Annotated in this window: 12 protein-coding genes and 2 pseudogenes; 8 read left to right on the top strand and 6 right to left on the bottom strand. The window is 70.7% G+C overall.

Annotated features, from left to right (window positions below):
- Positions 1–275: pseudogene (locus AC2W7J_RS07755) on the bottom strand (hypothetical protein); the annotation flags it as partial.
- Positions 276–474: 199 nt separating this feature from the next.
- On the opposite strand from AC2W7J_RS07755, the gene AC2W7J_RS07750 reads away from it, so the two are divergent.
- Positions 475–2,061, top strand: coding sequence for an HNH endonuclease signature motif containing protein (locus tag AC2W7J_RS07750; protein WP_485981983.1), 1,587 nt, complete (start codon positions 475–477; stop codon positions 2,059–2,061).
- A gap of 28 nt (positions 2,062–2,089) precedes the next feature.
- On the opposite strand, the gene AC2W7J_RS07745 is transcribed toward AC2W7J_RS07750, so the two are convergent.
- Genes AC2W7J_RS07745 through AC2W7J_RS07735 form a run of 3 tightly spaced genes read right to left on the bottom strand, consistent with a single transcriptional unit; the run spans position 2,090 to position 3,846 of the window.
- Entirely contained in the window at positions 2,090–2,929 is an 840-nt protein-coding gene (locus AC2W7J_RS07745) for an MOSC domain-containing protein (RefSeq protein WP_485981982.1), read from the bottom strand.
- A gap of 51 nt (positions 2,930–2,980) precedes the next feature.
- Complete coding sequence (locus tag AC2W7J_RS07740) at positions 2,981–3,445, bottom strand: hypothetical protein (RefSeq protein ID WP_485981981.1); 465 nt, start codon at positions 3,443–3,445, stop codon at positions 2,981–2,983.
- A 35-nt stretch (positions 3,446–3,480) separates the two neighbouring features.
- Entirely contained in the window at positions 3,481–3,846 is a 366-nt protein-coding gene (locus AC2W7J_RS07735) for a hypothetical protein (protein WP_255185942.1), read from the bottom strand.
- A 163-nt stretch (positions 3,847–4,009) separates the two neighbouring features.
- Between AC2W7J_RS07735 and AC2W7J_RS07730 the strand changes: the two genes are divergently transcribed.
- From AC2W7J_RS07730 to AC2W7J_RS07705, 6 genes are all read left to right on the top strand, one after another.
- A complete protein-coding gene (locus AC2W7J_RS07730; RefSeq protein ID WP_485981980.1) occupies positions 4,010–4,735 on the top strand; it encodes an ABC transporter ATP-binding protein in 726 nt (241 codons plus the stop codon).
- A 52-nt stretch (positions 4,736–4,787) separates the two neighbouring features.
- Positions 4,788–4,967 (top strand): hypothetical protein, encoded by a 180-nt coding sequence (locus tag AC2W7J_RS07725; protein WP_485981979.1) that lies wholly within the window; start codon positions 4,788–4,790, stop codon positions 4,965–4,967.
- Positions 4,967–5,725 (top strand): ABC transporter permease, encoded by a 759-nt coding sequence (locus AC2W7J_RS07720; RefSeq protein WP_485981978.1) that lies wholly within the window; start codon positions 4,967–4,969, stop codon positions 5,723–5,725. The genes AC2W7J_RS07725 and AC2W7J_RS07720 overlap by 1 nt, the downstream gene beginning before the upstream one ends.
- Complete coding sequence (locus tag AC2W7J_RS07715) at positions 5,722–6,849, top strand: sensor histidine kinase (RefSeq protein WP_485981977.1); 1,128 nt, start codon at positions 5,722–5,724, stop codon at positions 6,847–6,849. Before AC2W7J_RS07720 ends, AC2W7J_RS07715 begins: the two co-directional genes overlap by 4 nt.
- 13 nt (positions 6,850–6,862) lie before the next feature.
- Positions 6,863–7,468, top strand: coding sequence for a response regulator transcription factor (locus AC2W7J_RS07710; RefSeq protein ID WP_084450630.1), 606 nt, complete (start codon positions 6,863–6,865; stop codon positions 7,466–7,468).
- A gap of 115 nt (positions 7,469–7,583) precedes the next feature.
- Positions 7,584–8,669, top strand: a complete 1,086-nt coding sequence (locus tag AC2W7J_RS07705) for a DUF4185 domain-containing protein (protein WP_485981976.1) — start codon at positions 7,584–7,586, stop codon at positions 8,667–8,669.
- Here the strand turns inward: AC2W7J_RS07705 and AC2W7J_RS07700 are convergent.
- A complete protein-coding gene (locus AC2W7J_RS07700; protein ID WP_485981975.1) occupies positions 8,650–10,791 on the bottom strand; it encodes a S9 family peptidase in 2,142 nt (713 codons plus the stop codon). The genes AC2W7J_RS07705 and AC2W7J_RS07700 overlap by 20 nt on opposite strands.
- Positions 10,788–14,389, bottom strand: a pseudogene (dnaE, locus tag AC2W7J_RS07695) (DNA polymerase III subunit alpha). Before dnaE ends, AC2W7J_RS07700 begins: the two are co-directional and overlap by 4 nt.
- Positions 14,390–14,549: 160 nt before the next feature.
- On the opposite strand from dnaE, the gene AC2W7J_RS07690 reads away from it, so the two are divergent.
- Positions 14,550–15,399 (top strand): AMP-binding protein (locus AC2W7J_RS07690; RefSeq protein WP_485981974.1); only part of this gene is annotated, 850 nt, incomplete at its 3' end.

Here is a 15,399-nt window from a genome sequence, read left to right as displayed (position 1 = left end):
GGCCGCCGCGAGCGCTCGGCCATGGGACGCGCGTGGGTGCGGTCGACGGCCGGGCGGAAGTACCCACCGTGCACGACGACGAGCGTGCGGGGTGGTTCGGGTTGGGCGCGGGCGGGGTCCGGGCTGGTGGGGCGCGGCGGCTCGTGGAGCTCGACCACCTGGTCCGGTTGGTCGCCGTAGGCGATCAGGGTCGCCACCTCGGCGCGGTGTGATGGGCTCCCTTCGCCTTGGAGGCGGGCCAGGGTGCGCTCCTCGGTCTCGCTGTCGGTGCCCACGAGGCCACTCTCCCACTTGGCTCGGCATCGTCGGCGCAAGGCTGTCGGTGGCCCTCCCTAGTCTGTTCAGCAGGAGCAGTGGGGCGGTCCGGATCGACACCGGACGAGACGGCGAAGGGGGTTGACCTATCGAACACATGTTCGATAGATTCTTCTCATGGGGCAAGCATCGGGGCTTGAGACGCGACTGGCGGAGTACATGACCGCCATCGACCTCGCGAACCTGCGCCGCCCCGCCGACCTCCCCCATCCGCCTCTGGCCACTCTCGTGCGGCAGGCGCATGGGCGGGTCGACGAGATGATGCGAGCGATCGGCGAACGGCCCGACGACCTCACCGATCTGCGTGGACACATCGCCGAGGTCGAGCGGCTCTCTCGTCGAGTCGATGCGGTCAAGCTGCGGCTGACCGCCCGGGCGGCGACCACCGGGGCGACCGGCTCGACCGGTCACACGGACACGGGGTCGTGGTTGGCCGGGGCGACGGGGAGCGACCGCAACAGGTCGGCCAGTGACGCGATGTTGGCCGAGGCCATGGGCGAGCTCCCGTCCAGCCACGACAACCCGGGCGCAGGCACCGAGACGCAGGAGACCGAGGGCGACCCGCCGGAGACCCAGCGCGATGCATCGGATGAGCAGGACGACGCGTCGGCCGCTCCGGGCGACGGGGAGTCCAGGCCGCGCCTGACCCTGACGGGGGCCGCTCTTGATGCCGGCGAGATCAGCGCCGACCACGCCAAGGTCATCCTCCGCGGGCTCGACGACCTGCCGGAGGGCGTGACCGCCGACCAGCGGCGCGAGTGCGAGGCCGAGCTGCTGCGACTGGCGGCGAACCGCTCCCCCAGCCAGCTGCGACGCGCCGCCCGGCGAGTGCTCGCGACCTACGAGCCCGACGAGGCCGTCGTCGACCAGCACGAGGACGACCTCGTGGCCCGCGAGGAGGAGGCGGCCCGGGAGCGCTCTGCCTTCTGGGTCAAGGACAACCGTGACGGCACCATGACCGGTCAGTTCACTGTGCCCTGGGTCTCCGGGATGATGCTCAAGAAGGTCATCGACGCCATGACCGCGCCCCGCCGCCGTGCCACGGACGGCCACGACGCAGAGGTGCAGGGCACTGGAGCAGGCGCTGGTCCTGCGGCAGGCACAAGAGCTGGGCTGGGCGCCGCCCCTGGCGCAGAGTTGGGCGAGTTCGCCGGGAGCCGGGTGGATGCGGGGCGGCTCTCCGCCACCGACCGCAGCCTCGACTGGCAGCACCGCCGCGGCCTGGCCTTCGCCGACCTGCTGATGCGCATCCCGACCGAACACCTGCACTCCAAGGTGTCGGCGACGATGCTCATCACCACCCGGGTCGACGACCTGCTCGGCGGTCTCGTCGACGAGGGTCTCGTCCCCGCCGGCACCCGAGTCGGCTCGACCGACGTCCACGACGTCATCAGCGCCGGCACAGCACGGCGCCTCGCCTGCGGCGCAGGCTTGTTGCCCACGGTCCTCGACGGCGAGTCCGTCCCGCTCGACCTCGGTCGGCAGCGCCGACTCTTCACCGACAACCAGCGGATGGCGCTGGCCACCCGTTACGACGAGTGCGCCGCCGAAGGGTGCGACCGACCGTTCGCCTGGACCGAGGTCCATCACCTCAGACCGTGGGAATCGGGCGGGTTCACCGACCTCTACAACGCCGCCCCGCTGTGCGGCACCCACCACCACATGATCGACAGCGCCCTGTGGCGACATGTCGTCACCCAGCTGGGCAACGGCACGGTGTCGCTCGCCTTCCACCGGCGCACGTAGGAGCGCTGGCTTCGCGCCGCGGATCGGCTCACCCGGGCACGACCTCGTCACCCACGCGGATCTCCCCTTCGCCCATCGGGACCAGACGGGTGCCGAACCACGTCTTGCCGTCCCACTTCCGGTGCTGCGACAGGGAGCGGATCGGCTCCTTGCCCGTCGCGAGGGTCTCGGGATCGATGGTCGTCATGACGCAGCGGTCGCACACCTCGGCGGTCCGGAACTCGACGTCGCCGATGCGGACCGTCGGCCAGTCGTCCTCCACGAAGGGCGTCTCCCCGTCGATGACGACATTGGGCCGGAAGCGCACGACACTCAGCGCGCCGGGCCCAGCCGCTGCTGGCGCCCCGTCGTCGGCGCCGTCCCCATCCGCAGCCTCGTCGACCCACTCCTGCAACCGCGCCAGGGACGACTCGGAGACGAGGAGCAGCGGACCCGCGTCGGCCAGGGAGAGCGTGTCGCCCTCCACGCCGCCGTGGGCTCCCGACACGCGACGCACCGTCGGGTCCTCCTGCCACACCAGGCGCAGCGGGCGGCCGACGCGGTCGCTGATCCATTCGCTGACGTCCTGGTCGGCGGGTACGGCGAAACCCTGCCGCGAGTGGCTCACGGGCACGGGCGGAAGCCCGAGCGGGATGTCGACGAGGATGGACTCGTCGCCGTCGTGGATCCGGATCGTCTCCTCGTCGACCTGCTGGGCCCGCAGCCGCAGGAGGGTGTGCTCCTCCCGGGCGGTGACCTTCTCACCCGCCGGGTCGACCAGCCCCCACCGGCGATCGCCTGCGACACCCCACGGCTCGACGTGCGCCGACTCGACCTCGGTGCCGCCGAGGGACTTGACCGGGTAGAGCCGCAGCTGGGTGACGCGCATGCTCTCGATCGTAGGTGAGCACCAGGCACCGCCCGGCGACCGACGAGGAGGTCAGCCCCGACGCGCGCGGATGCCGTGCTGCTGCGAGAGCAGGGCGTAGAGCTCGGCGGGCGACGCCGCGATCGTCGGCGAGAGGGTGTGCGAGCCGCCCTCCGTCAGCCGCAGCGTCACCGCCGGACGGGATCCCACCGCGTCACGCTCGACGGCAGCGATCTCGTCCCACCCGAGCCAGGTGGCGCGGCGGTCCCGCAGCCACACCCCGTCCTGCGCACTGACCTTCAGCTCGATCGTGGGCTTGACCAACCGCCACACGGCCACGGGGATCCCCACGGCGCCGAAGAAGACGAGCAGCGCGACGCCGAGCATCCGCAGCAGCCCGTCACCACCGCCGACGAGGCACAGCCCGATGACCGTGAAGCCCAGGCAGAACAGCAGGACGAACACCATGCCCGTACGCACGCTCCGGTAGTCGAGCTCGTCGCCGCGGGCCAGTCGGGAGGCGTGGTCGGTGCTCATGGGGGACATCGTCCCCTACGAGCTGCGGCCGCGTGTCAGGCCCCGATCGGCACGTCGTCGGTGCTGATCTCCTCCGCCCCGGGCGTGCCCTCCGGCAGGTGGGTGTCGCCCGCGCGCTTGAGCGCGAACCAGCCGCCGAAGAAGGCCGCGAACATGCCCCCGTCGGCGTCCCTGACCTCGATCCGTGCGCAGTGGCCCGACTGGACGCGGAAGGCGACGGCTCCCGACGTCGTCAGGCCGTCCTTGAGGTAGAGCACGTGCTTCCCGGACGGGATGTCGTACTGCACCGACGACGCGCTCCCGTCGAGGACTCCGAGCTCGACGCCGCCGAGCATGACCCGCTTGCCCGCGAGGTGCTCGGGTCCGATCGTGCCGGTGCTGATCTCGACTGCTGCGCCCATGGGAGTACCTCCTGGTGTCGGTGGGACCCGGTCGGGCAACCAGGCCCTCTGCCCCCATGATGCTCCGGCCACCTGTGAGATGTCTGCACCATGACACCTGTCATTGCGCACTCGTGACATCAGGGGATGGTCGCCGGTACCCGCTGCCCGGGAGGGTTGAACCATGACCACGACGACGAGCCTGACGACGGGCGCCACCACCTCCACCGCCGAGGGTGTGCGCCTCGAGGGCGTGACGAAGCACTTCCGATCCGGCGGCGAGACGGTCCTCGCCGTCGCCGGCGTCGACCTGACGATCGCCCCCGGGGAGGTCGTCGCGGTGCTCGGCCCCAACGGCGCGGGCAAGACGACGACTCTCGACATGGTGCTCGGCCTCACCGAGCCGACCTCGGGCACCATCACCTCCTTCGGCGCGGCGCCCCGGCGAGCGGTGCACGAAGGGAGGGTCTCCGCGGTCCTGCAGACCGGGGGCCTGCTGCGTGACCTCACGGCCCGGGAGGTGGTGCGCTACGTGGCCTCGACCTTCCCGCGGCACGAGCCCGTCGAAGCGGTCATCGAGCGCGCGGGGCTGGCGGACCAGGCCAACCGCCTCGTCTCGAAGCTCTCGGGCGGCGAGCAGCAGAGGCTGCGCTTCGCCCTGGCGCTGCTCCCCGACCCCGACCTGCTCATCCTCGACGAGCCGACCGCGGGCATGGACGTCGGGGCGCGAGCGGACTTCTGGCGCGCGATGCACGAGGACGCGAGCAACGGGCGCACGGTGCTCTTCGCGACCCACTACCTCGAGGAGGCCGACCGCTTCGCCGACCGCATCGTGATGATGGCCGGCGGCCGGGTCGTCGCCGACGGCACGACCGAGCAGATCCGGGCCGCGCGAGCGGCCGCACGGTGAGCGCCGACGTCCGCAGGGGGACGTCGGCGCCGCCGCGGCGCGACTTCGGGAGTTGCCGGGGACGAGCTCGGTCACCGTCACCGGCGAGCGCGTCACCGCCATCGGCGAGGACTCGGACGCCCTCGCCCGACTGCTGCTCACCGACCTCGGCGGCAGCAACCTCGAGGTCACGACGGCCTCGCTCGACGCGGCCTTCCTGGCCATCACCGGCAGCCCGAGGGAGGAGAACTGATGAACCCCACACTCATCGGCCTGGAGCTCAAGCGGATCGCCCGCGACTACGTCGGCCTGTTCTTCATCGCCGTGCTCCCGGCCTTCATGTACGTCGTCTTCGGCGCATCGGAGGACTTCGCGAAGGAGGACATCGGCCGCGGCAACGTCGCGCTCTACATCATGATCTCGATGGCCGTCTACGGAGCCGTCACGGCGACCGTCTCGGTCGGTGGTTCGTCCGCGGTCGAGCGCATGCAGGGTTGGGGTCGACAGCTGGGGCTCACCCCCCTTCGCGACGGCTGGTACGTCGCCGCGAAGGCGGTCGTCGCCATGGTCATCGCGTGCATCCCCATCGGTCTGATCTACGCCATCGGCGTGGCGAGCGGGGCGAAGGGGGACACCTGGGTGTGGTTCGCGACGGCCGGGATCACCCTCTTCGCCGCCTGGCTCTTCGCGCTCTACGGGCTGGTCTTCGGACTCGCCTTCAAGTCCGAGTCCGCGGTGGGGGCGGCCAGCGGGTCGCTCGTGATCTTCGCCTTCCTCGGCAACATCTTCATCCCGCTCTCGGGCGTCATGCTGACGATCGCGAAGTTCACCCCGCTCTACGGCATCGTCTCGCTGGCGCGCTACCCGCTCACCGAGGGGTACTCGGTCGACACGGACGGGGCCCTCCACCACGAGGCGCTGTGGGTCCCGCTGACTAACGTGGGCGTGTGGACACTGATCCTCGCGCTGCTGACGGTCTACCTCGTGCGACGGGGTCGGGACCGGCAGTGACGCCCACCGACGACGTCGACCACCTCGCGGACGAGCTGTCCGCGCAGGTGGTCGACCCGTGGGCGCGGCACGGGTGGCTGCTCGCCGCGGTGTGGCTCGTCTTCCTGCTCTTCCCCGCCAACGAGGTCGCCCAGCAGACGACCGACCGTCCGGTCGTGCGGTTGCTCGGCTGGGGTTTGATCCTCGCCTTCGCCCTCGTCTACGTCCTCGCCTTCATCCAGAGCCAGATGGGCGTGCACGGCTGCTGGACCACGCGCCGGCGGGTGTGGGCCTTCGGCGGCTTCGCCGGCATGGTGGCGGCGATGGCGGCGCTGTGGCCGATCATCGGGCTCGAGATCTTCGGGATGAGCGCCTTCCTCGCCAGTCTGGCGGCCTTCGGCTGGCCCCGGGGCTGGTCCGTGGGAGGTGTCGTCGGCGTCGGTGTCGGCACCGCGCTCGTCATCGCGGTCACCGACGACCTGAGCAACCTGTGGCCGTTGCTCTTCATCCCCATGCTCATCGGCGGCTTCGGCCTGCTGCTGCGCCGGTTGATGGAGGGCGACGAGCGGCGCGAAGAGCTCCAACGCACACTGGCCGTCGCCTCCGAACGGGACAGGGTGGCGCGCGACGTCCACGACGTCCTCGGCCACTCGCTGACCGTCGTCTCGCTCAAGGCCGACCTCGCCGAGCGCCTCGTCGACCGCGACCCGGAGCGCGCCAAGGCGGAGATCGCCGCCATCCGCTCCCTCACCCGGCAGTCCCTCGCCGAGATCCGCGCGACGGTGTCCGGGCTGCGGGTCACCCGGCTGTCCGACGAGCGGGATGCCGCCATCGCGGCGCTGGGCGACGCCGGCATCGAGGTGTCGATGCCCGACGACATCGACATCGTCGACCCGGCGCACCGGATCACCTTCGCCTGGGTCCTGCGCGAGGCGACGACCAATGTGCTGCGCCACAGCGGCGCCCAGCACGCCGACGTCTCGTGGGGGCCGACCTGGCTCGAGGTGACCGACGACGGACGAGGCCTGCGCGGGCGGCGCGAGGGCCACGGGCTCACCGGCCTGCGGGAGCGGCTCGCCCGGGTCGGTGGCAGCTCGACGTCAGCGAGGGCAATCCCGGACCCCGGGGGCCGGGCACGAGACTGAGGGTGGACCTGCCGTGATCACGCTGCTGCTGGCCGACGACCAGGCCCTCGTGCGGGGCGCCATGGCCGCGCTGCTCGGCCTCGAGGAGGACCTCGAGGTCGTCGCGGAGGTCGGCTCGGGCGACGAGGTGCTGGCGGCTGCCCGCCGGACCCGCCCCGACGTCGCCGTCCTCGACGTGGAGATGCCCGGTCTCGACGGCATCTCCGCCGCAGCGCAGCTGACGAGCGAGCTGCCCGGCACACGGGTGCTCATCGTCACGACCTTCGGCCGGCCGGGCTACCTGCGGCGGGCCCTCGAGGCCGGCGCCAGCGGCTTCGTCGTCAAGGACACCCCGTCCGACGAGCTGGCCGAGGCCGTGCGCACGGTGGCGAAGGGAGGTCGCGTCGTCGACCCCTCCCTCGCCACCGAGGTCGTCGTCGGCGGGCCCAACCCGCTCACCGACCGCGAGCGCGAGGTGCTCGCCGTCGCCCTCGACGGACGCTCGGCCGCGGACATCGCCGCCCGGGTGCACCTCTCCCCCGGCACCGTGCGCAACCACCTGTCCTCCGCCATCGGCAAGACGGGCACGAGCAACCGGGTCGAGGCCGCCCGGCGCGCCCAGGACCTCGGCTGGCTCTGAGCCGGCGCCGACCCACGCGATCTACCCGTGGGTCACAATGGGCCGGGGGCTCCCCCTTCGCCGGGAGCACCGTCAGCCGTCCGCACCAGCCGTCCACACCCGCCAGGAGCACCGCATGCGACGAACCGGCGCCGCCGCGGCCCTCGCCACGCTCGCTGTCGGCGCCGGCCTGCTCGCGGCGTGCAGCGACGACGCGCCGTCGCAGGCGTGCGAGGCAGTGGGAGCGGAGCTCGACTGGGCGACGCCGAGTCGCGACGACGACGAGCGCTTCGAGCTCACCGGGCCCGGGTGGATCGCCGGCGACTCGACCTACTCCGTCCGGCTGCCCGACGAGCGGACGCTCTGGCTCTTCAGTGACTCCTTCATCGGCGAGGTGACGTCCAGCGGCAACCCGCAGCCCGGGATGGCGATGGTGCACAACGCGCTCGTCACCGAGGACGAGAGCGGCCGGCTGAGCACCCGCACGGCGGAGGGCCCGGAGTCCTTCTTCCCCGACCCCGACGACGAGTCGTACTACTGGGTCCAGGACGCGGCCGTCGAGGGCGACGAGCTCGTCGTCTTTCTCTCCCGCACGCGGCAGGTGGGCAAGGACGGCTTCGAGTGGAGCCACAACGCCACGGCGCGGGTCTCGCTGCCCGACCTCGAGGTCACCGAGATCGACGACCCCGGCCCGAGCACCGACCACGTCGCGTGGGGTGCGGGCGTGCTGACGACGAGCACGACCAGCTACGTCTACGGCATCGAGGACCTCGGCGACACCAAGCACCTGCACCTGGCGCGCGTGCCCGCCGGCAACCTCACCGACCGCAGCCAGTGGGAGTACCGCACGGACAGCGGCTGGACGAGCGACCCCACGCGCAGCACCCGCCTCACCGACGGTGTGGCCAACGAGCTGAGCGTCAGCCGCTTCCGCGACGGCTACGTCATGATCTCGTCGGACACCTCGCAGCCCTTCAGCCCGAAGATCAACGCTTGGACCGCCTGCACGCCCGAGGGGCCGTGGCAGGACCGGCAGACGATCTACGAAACGCCGGAGTCGGGGGTGGGGCGGCACTTCACGTACAACGCGCACGGCCACCCGGAGATCTCCGACGACGGCGAGCTGCTCATCTCGTACAACGTCAACACCTTCGACTTCGACGAGCTGACGCGTGACCCGACGCTCTACCGGCCGAAGTTCATCACCCTCGACCTGGAGTGACCTGCCCCGCCCCGATCCGGTCGAGCACCCAGGCCCACTCCCATGCCGTCTGCTCCCAGGCGTCGTAGCGCCCGGAACGCCCACCGTGGCCGGCGCTCATCTCGGTGCGCAGCAGGACCGGACGGTCGGCGTCGTGCCGCGTCACCTCGCGCAGCCGCGCCACCCACTTCGCCGGCTCGGTGAAGTAGACCCGGGTGTCGTGCAGCGAGGTGGTCGCGAGGATCGCCGGGTAGGCGACGGGCGCGATGTTTTCGTAGGGGCTGTACCCGCGCATGTAGGCGTAGACCTGCGGGTCCTCGAGGGGGTTGCCCCACTCCTCCCACTCCCCCACGGTGAGCGGCAGGTCGGGACGCAGGATCGTCGTCAGCGCGTCGACGAAGGGCACTGCGGCGAGCACGGCCGCGAAGCGGTCCGGGGCGAGGTTGGTCGCGGCGCCGACGAGGAGACCGCCGGCGGATCCCCCTTCGATCGCGAGCCGGTCCCGCGCCACCCAGCCGCGCTCGTGCAGGTGCTCGGCCGCCGCGACGAAGTCGGTGAAGGTGTTGCCCTTGGCGAGCATCTTCCCGTCGTCGTACCAGTGCCGACCGAGCTCGCCGCCGCCGCGCACGTGGGCGACCGCGTAGACGACCCCACGGTCGAGCAGCGAGAGGCGGGCGATGGAGAAGTACGGGTCGAGGCTGATCTCGTAGCTGCCGTAGCCGTAGAGCAGGCCGGGGTTGCTGCCGTCGGGTCGCACCCCGCGCCGCATGACGAGAGAGACGGGGACCTGCGTGCCGTCGGGAGCCGTGGCCCAGGTGCGCTGCTGCTCGTAGTCGGCCGGGTCCACACCGACGACCGGCTGACGCTTGAGCACGGTCTGCTCGCCGGTGGCGACGACGACGTCCAGGACGGAGCGCGGGCTGACCCACGACTCGTGGACGACGCGGATCCGGTCGGTGTCGGGGTCGGCGACCGGGCCCAGGGCCACGCTGGCGAGCTCGGCGTCGAGCCCCACGGATCGCGCCGGGCCGTAGTCCGAGGCGACGAAGGGGGTCGACCGCGCCACTCGGGGCAGCACCCGCAGCGTGGGCAGGCCGTCGGCGCGCAGGCTGAGCACGCAGAAGTCGTCGAAGGCGTCGACACCGACGAAGCGCTCCCCCTCGGCCCGGTCGAGGAGCGGCTGCCACTGCTCGTGGCTCGTCGCGTCGATCGGGGCCCAGGCGAGGTCGCCCTCGGGCTGGCGTTCGTTGTGCACGACGAGCAGGTGGTCGCCGGCCGGCTCGACGTCGTACTCGACACCCTCGCGGCGCGGCGCGACGCAGCGCATCGGGGCGGTCGGGTCGTCGGCGTCGATGAGGTGGACCTCGGAGGTCGTCTTGCTGCCGAGCCCGAGGACGATCCAGCGCTCGTCGCGGCTGGTGCCCAGCCCCATCCAGAAGCGCTCGTCCTCCTCGCGGTGGACGAGGACGTCGGCGTCGCGAAGCGCGCCGACCTCGTGGCGCCACACCTCGTGCGGGCGCCAGGCGTCGTCGACGGCCACGTGGAAGAGGTGCTGTCCGTCGCGGGAGAAGGCCAGCCCGTAGCCGGCGCGGGTGACGCTCTCGTCGAGGACCTCGCGGGTGGCGATGTCCATCACCGTCACGTCGAAGCGCTCGTCGCCGGTGACGTCGACGGCGTAGGCCAAGCGCGTGTGGTCGGCGCTGACCTCGAAGCCCCCGAGGGAGAAGAACTCGTGGCCCTGCGCGAGCTCGTTGCCGTCGAGGAGGACGACCTCGCCGGGCAGCGGCTGCGAGGGGTCGAGCTCGGGCACGGCGGTGCGGTCGGTGAGCGGCGCACGGCACTGGATGGCGTACTGGCTGCCCTCGACCGTGCGCGAGTAGTACCACCAGTCGCCGGAGGCGACGGGCACGCTGAGGTCGGTCTCGAGGGTGCGGTGCTTGATCTCGTCGAAGATCGCCTGCCGAAGGGGGGCCAGGTGCGCCGTCGTGCCCTCGGCGTAGGCGTTCTCCGCCTCGAGGTGGGCGATGACCTGCGGGTCCTCGCCGTCGCGCAGCCACTCGTAGGGGTCGGCGACGTCGTCGCCGTGGTGGCGACGGGTCCACGGCTTCTGCGCGGCGACCGGCGGCGTCATGCCCTCGCTCATGCGCTCACCGCCCGGGCTCCGAGGATCACCTTGAGGTCGCCGATGAGCGCCTCGGTCGGTTCGACCCGGTAGGCCGCGTCGACGGACATCGTCACCGAGCGGCCGGGCTGGACGAGCTTGATCTGCACGTCGGTGCTGCCCGGGTGCTGCGACAGCACCTGCTTGACCTCCTCGATGCGCCCGGTCGTCGCCCGGGCGTAGTCGAGGGTGAGCACGACGGGGCCGCGCGGCCGTCGGTCAGCTCGGGGATCTGCAGGTCCTCGGCATAGATCGAGACGGTGTCGTCGCGGGCATTCACCCGGCCACGCACGACGGCGACGATGTCCTGGGTGAGCATCGTCTGCACCGTCAGGTAGGTCTTGGGGAAGAAGAGGCACTCGATCGCACCCTCGAGGTCCTCGATGGTCGCGATCGCCCAGAGGTCACCCTTCTTCGTCCGCTTGACGCTCAGGCCCGTCACGAGGCCGGCGATCGTCACCGTGCTGTTCTCCTTCACCCCGGAGTCGGCCTGGGTGAGGGTCGCGATCGAGGTGTCGGCGGCTCGCTGGAGGACGTGCTCGACGCCGAAGAGCGGGTGGTCGGAGACGTAGAGACCGAGCATCTCGCGCTCGTTGCTCAGCTTGGCTCGCTTGTCCCACTCCACCTGCGGGATCGGCCGCAGCCCCATCCCCTCGATGCCGGCGCCGGGGGCGTCCTCCTCGTCGTCACCGCCGCCGAACATGTCCCACAGCGAGTCCTGGCCGACCGCCTCCTGGCGCTTGACCCCGACGAAGGCGTCGACGTACTCCTCGTGGACCATGACCAGGCCCTGGCGCGGGTGGCCGAGGTCGTCGAAGGCGCCGGCCATGATGAGCGACTCGATGGTCCGCTTGTTGCACACGACCGCCGGGCACTTGGCGAGGAAGTCGTCGAAGGAGGTGAAGGCGCCCTTCTCCTCGCGGGTGGTGATGATCGCCTCGACGACATTGCGGCCGACGTTGCGAATGGCGTGCAGGCCGAAGCGGATGTCGGCGTCGACGGCGGCGAAGGGCCCGACGGACTCGTTGACCGACGGCGGCAGCACCTTGATGCCCATGCGACGGCACTCGTTGAGGTAGAGCGCCGACTTGTCCTTGTCGTCGCCGACCGAGGTGAGCAGCGCTGCCATGTACTCGGCCGGGTAGTTGGCCTTGAGGTAGGCGGTCCAGTAGGAGACAAGGCCGTAGGCGGCGGTGTGCGCCTTGTTGAAGGCGTAGTCGGAGAAGGGGACGAGGACGCCCCACAGCGCGGCGATCGACTCCTCGTTGTAGCCATTGGCCTTCATGCCCTCGGAGAAGGGGATGTACTCGGCGTCGAGCACCTCCTTCTTCTTCTTGCCCATGGCACGGCGCAGCAGGTCGGCGTTGCCGAGCGTGTAGCCCGCCAGCTTCTGCGCGATCTCCATGACCTGCTCCTGGTAGATGCACAGGCCGTAGGTCGTGCCGAGGATCGGGCCGAGGGCCTCCTCCATCTGCGGCTGGAGCTTGCCCTTGAGCTGCGGGTCGAGCGGCACGACCTCCTGGCGGCCGTTCTTGCGCAGGGCGAAGTTGGTGTGGGCGTTGACACCCATCGGGCCGGGTCGGTAGAGCGCGAGGGCGGCGGAGATGTCCTCGAAGTTGTCCGGCTGCATCAGCCGCAGCAGGGTCCGCATGCCGCCACCGTCGAGCTGGAAGACCCCGAGCGTGTCGCCGCGCGAGAGCAGGCGGTAGGTCGCCTTGTCGGTCATGTCCTTGGACAGCGCGTCGAGGTCGATCTCCTCGTCGCGGTTGCTCTTGATGTTGATCAACGCGTCGTCGAGGATCGTCAGGTTGCGCAGGCCGAGGAAGTCCATCTTGACCAGCCCGAGCGTCTCGCACGTCGGGTAGTCGAACTGCGTGAGGACCTGGCCGTCCTGCAGCCGGCGCATGATCGGGATGACGTCGATGAGCGGCTCGCTGCTCATGATGACGCCAGCGGCGTGCACGCCCCACTGGCGCTTGAGGCCCTCGAGGCCCTTGGCCAGGTCGACGACCTCGCCGAGGTGCTTCTCCGACTCGACGAGCTCGCGGAACTCCTGCCCCTCGCCGAAGCGGTCGTGCTCCTTGTCCCACATCTTCGCCAGCGGCACGCCCTTGCCCATGACGTCGGCCGGCATCGCCTTGGTCAGCTGCTCGCCGACGTTGAAGGGGTGGCCCATGACGCGGGCGGAGTCCTTGACCGCCTGCTTCGCCTTGATCGTGCCGTAGGTGGCGATCATCGCCACCCGCTCGTCGCCGTACTTGTCGGAGACATAACGGATGACCTCGGAGCGCCGGCGCTCGTCGAAGTCGACGTCGAAGTCGGGCATCGACTTGCGCTCGGGGTTGAGGAAGCGCTCGAAGATCAGGCCGTGCGGGATCGGGTCGAGGTCGGTGATGCCCATCGCGTAGGCGCACATCGAGCCGGCGCCGGAGCCACGGCCCGGGCCGACACGGATGCCGTTGTCCTTGGCCCAGTTGATGAAGTCGGCGACGACGAGGAAGTAGCCCGGGTAGCCCTTGCCGACGATGACGTCGATCTCGTAGTCGGCCTGGCGCTGCGCGTACTCGGGGATGCCGTCGGGGAAGCGGCGGTGCAGACCGGTCTGCACCTCCTTGATGAACCACGAGGTCTCGTCCTCCCCCGGCGGGCACTCGAAGCGCGGCATGTACCGCCCTTCGCCCTCCGTGAAGGAGACCTCGCACATGTCGGCGACGAGCAGGGTGTTGTCGCAGGCCTCCGGCAGCTCGCGCCACAGCTGGCGCATCTCGGCGGGCGACTTGAGGTAGTAGCCCTCGCCGTCGAACTTGAAGCGGTCGGGGTCGTGCAGCTTGGACCCGGAGTTGATGCACAGGAGCGCGTCCTGCGCGATGTAGTCCTCCTGCTTGACGTAGTGCAGGTCGTTGGTCGCCAGGAGGGGCAGCTGCAGGTCCTTGGCCAGCCGCATGAGGTCGTCGCGGACCCGGCGCTCGATCTGGTTGCCGTGGTCCATGAGCTCGAGGAAGTAGTGCTCGCGGCCGAAGATGTCGCGGAACTCCGAGGCGGCCTCCACCGCCTTGTCGTACTGACCCAGGCGCAACCGGGTCTGGATCTCGCCGGAGGGGCAGCCGGTCGTCGCGACGAGCCCCTCGCCGTACTGCGAGAGCAGCTCGCGGTCCAGCCGCGGCCACTTGGCGAAGACTGAGTCCAAGGACGCGCGCGAGCCCATGGTGAAGAGGTTGTGCATGCCGGTGTTGTTGCGCGCCAGCAGCGTCATGTGGGTGTACGCGCCACCACCGGAGACGTCGTCGCCGGGTCGGGTGCGCTCGTCGCCCCACTTGACGCGGTTCTTGTCGGTGCGGTGGGTCCCCGGCGCCACGTAGGCCTCGAGCCCGATGATCGGCTTCACGTCGTAGGACTGCGCCGTCTTCCAGAACTCGTGGGCGCCGAAGAGATAGCCGTGGTCGGTCATCGCGATCGCCGGCATGCCCATCTCCTGGGCGGTGGAGAACATGTCCTTGATGCGCGCAGCACCGTCGAGCATCGAGTACTCGGTGTGGTTGTGCAGGTGGACGAAGTTCTCGGAACGCGGCAGCTCGGACATCGGTGTGAGTCTAGATCGCCCCACCGACACCCCCGCACGCCGCCGGTCGACTCCTGCCAGCCGCTCGGCGCGCCGCTTCCGGTGGCCCGCCGTCACCGCGGACGAAGGGGGATAACGTCGCCTCGACAGCGTCGTCCACACCGCATGGAGGATCTTCCGGATGTTCGTGCCCATGTCCGTCAACGACTTCATCGACCGTGCTGCCGCCGTGTACGGCGACCGTCTCGCGGTCGTCGACGAGCCCGACCAGCCGGCACCGCCCCTCGAGGGCGTCACCTATGCCCGGATGCGCCAGCTCGCGAACGCGCAGGCGGCTCACCTCGACTCCCTGGGCATCGAGGTCGGCGACCGCGTCGCCGTCGTCTCGCACAACTCGGCCCGTCTGCTCACGAGCTTCTTCGGGGTCGCCGGCTCGGGCCGCGTGCTCGTGCCGATCAACTTCCGCCTTGCCCCCGAGGAGGTGAAGTTCATCGTCGAGCACTCCGGCGCGCGCGTCCTCTACATCGACCCCGAGCTCACCGCGCTCGTCGACGAGGTCTCCGCCGAGCACACCTTCGTCCTCGGCGAGGACGAGCACCTCTTCGGCGACGTCGACCCCGAGAGCGCGCAGCCGCGCGCCTGGGAGGCCGACGAGGAGGCGATCGCGACGATCAACTACACCTCCGGCACGACGGCCCGCCCCAAGGGCGTGCGGATCACCCACCGCAACATCTGGACCAATGCCGCGACCTTCGGGCTGCACGCGGGCATCAGCGACCGCGACGTATACCTGCACACCCTGCCGATGTTCCACGCCAACGGGTGGGGCATGCCCTTCGCCATGACGGGTGTCGGCGCCCAGCACGTCGTCATCCGCAAGATCGACGGTGCCGAGATCCTGCGGCGCGTGGAGCGGCACGGAGTGACGGTCATGTGCGCCGCCCCCGCCGTGGTGAACTCCGTGCTCGCGCCGCGCCGAGTGGAGGGCGAGATCCGTCGCGCGGTGCGGATCGATCGTCCGCGGCGCCCGA

The sequence above is a fragment of the Janibacter sp. CFPM2_SD2 genome (assembly GCF_057364645.1).
This window is presented reverse-complemented; position numbering and strand designations above follow the sequence as displayed.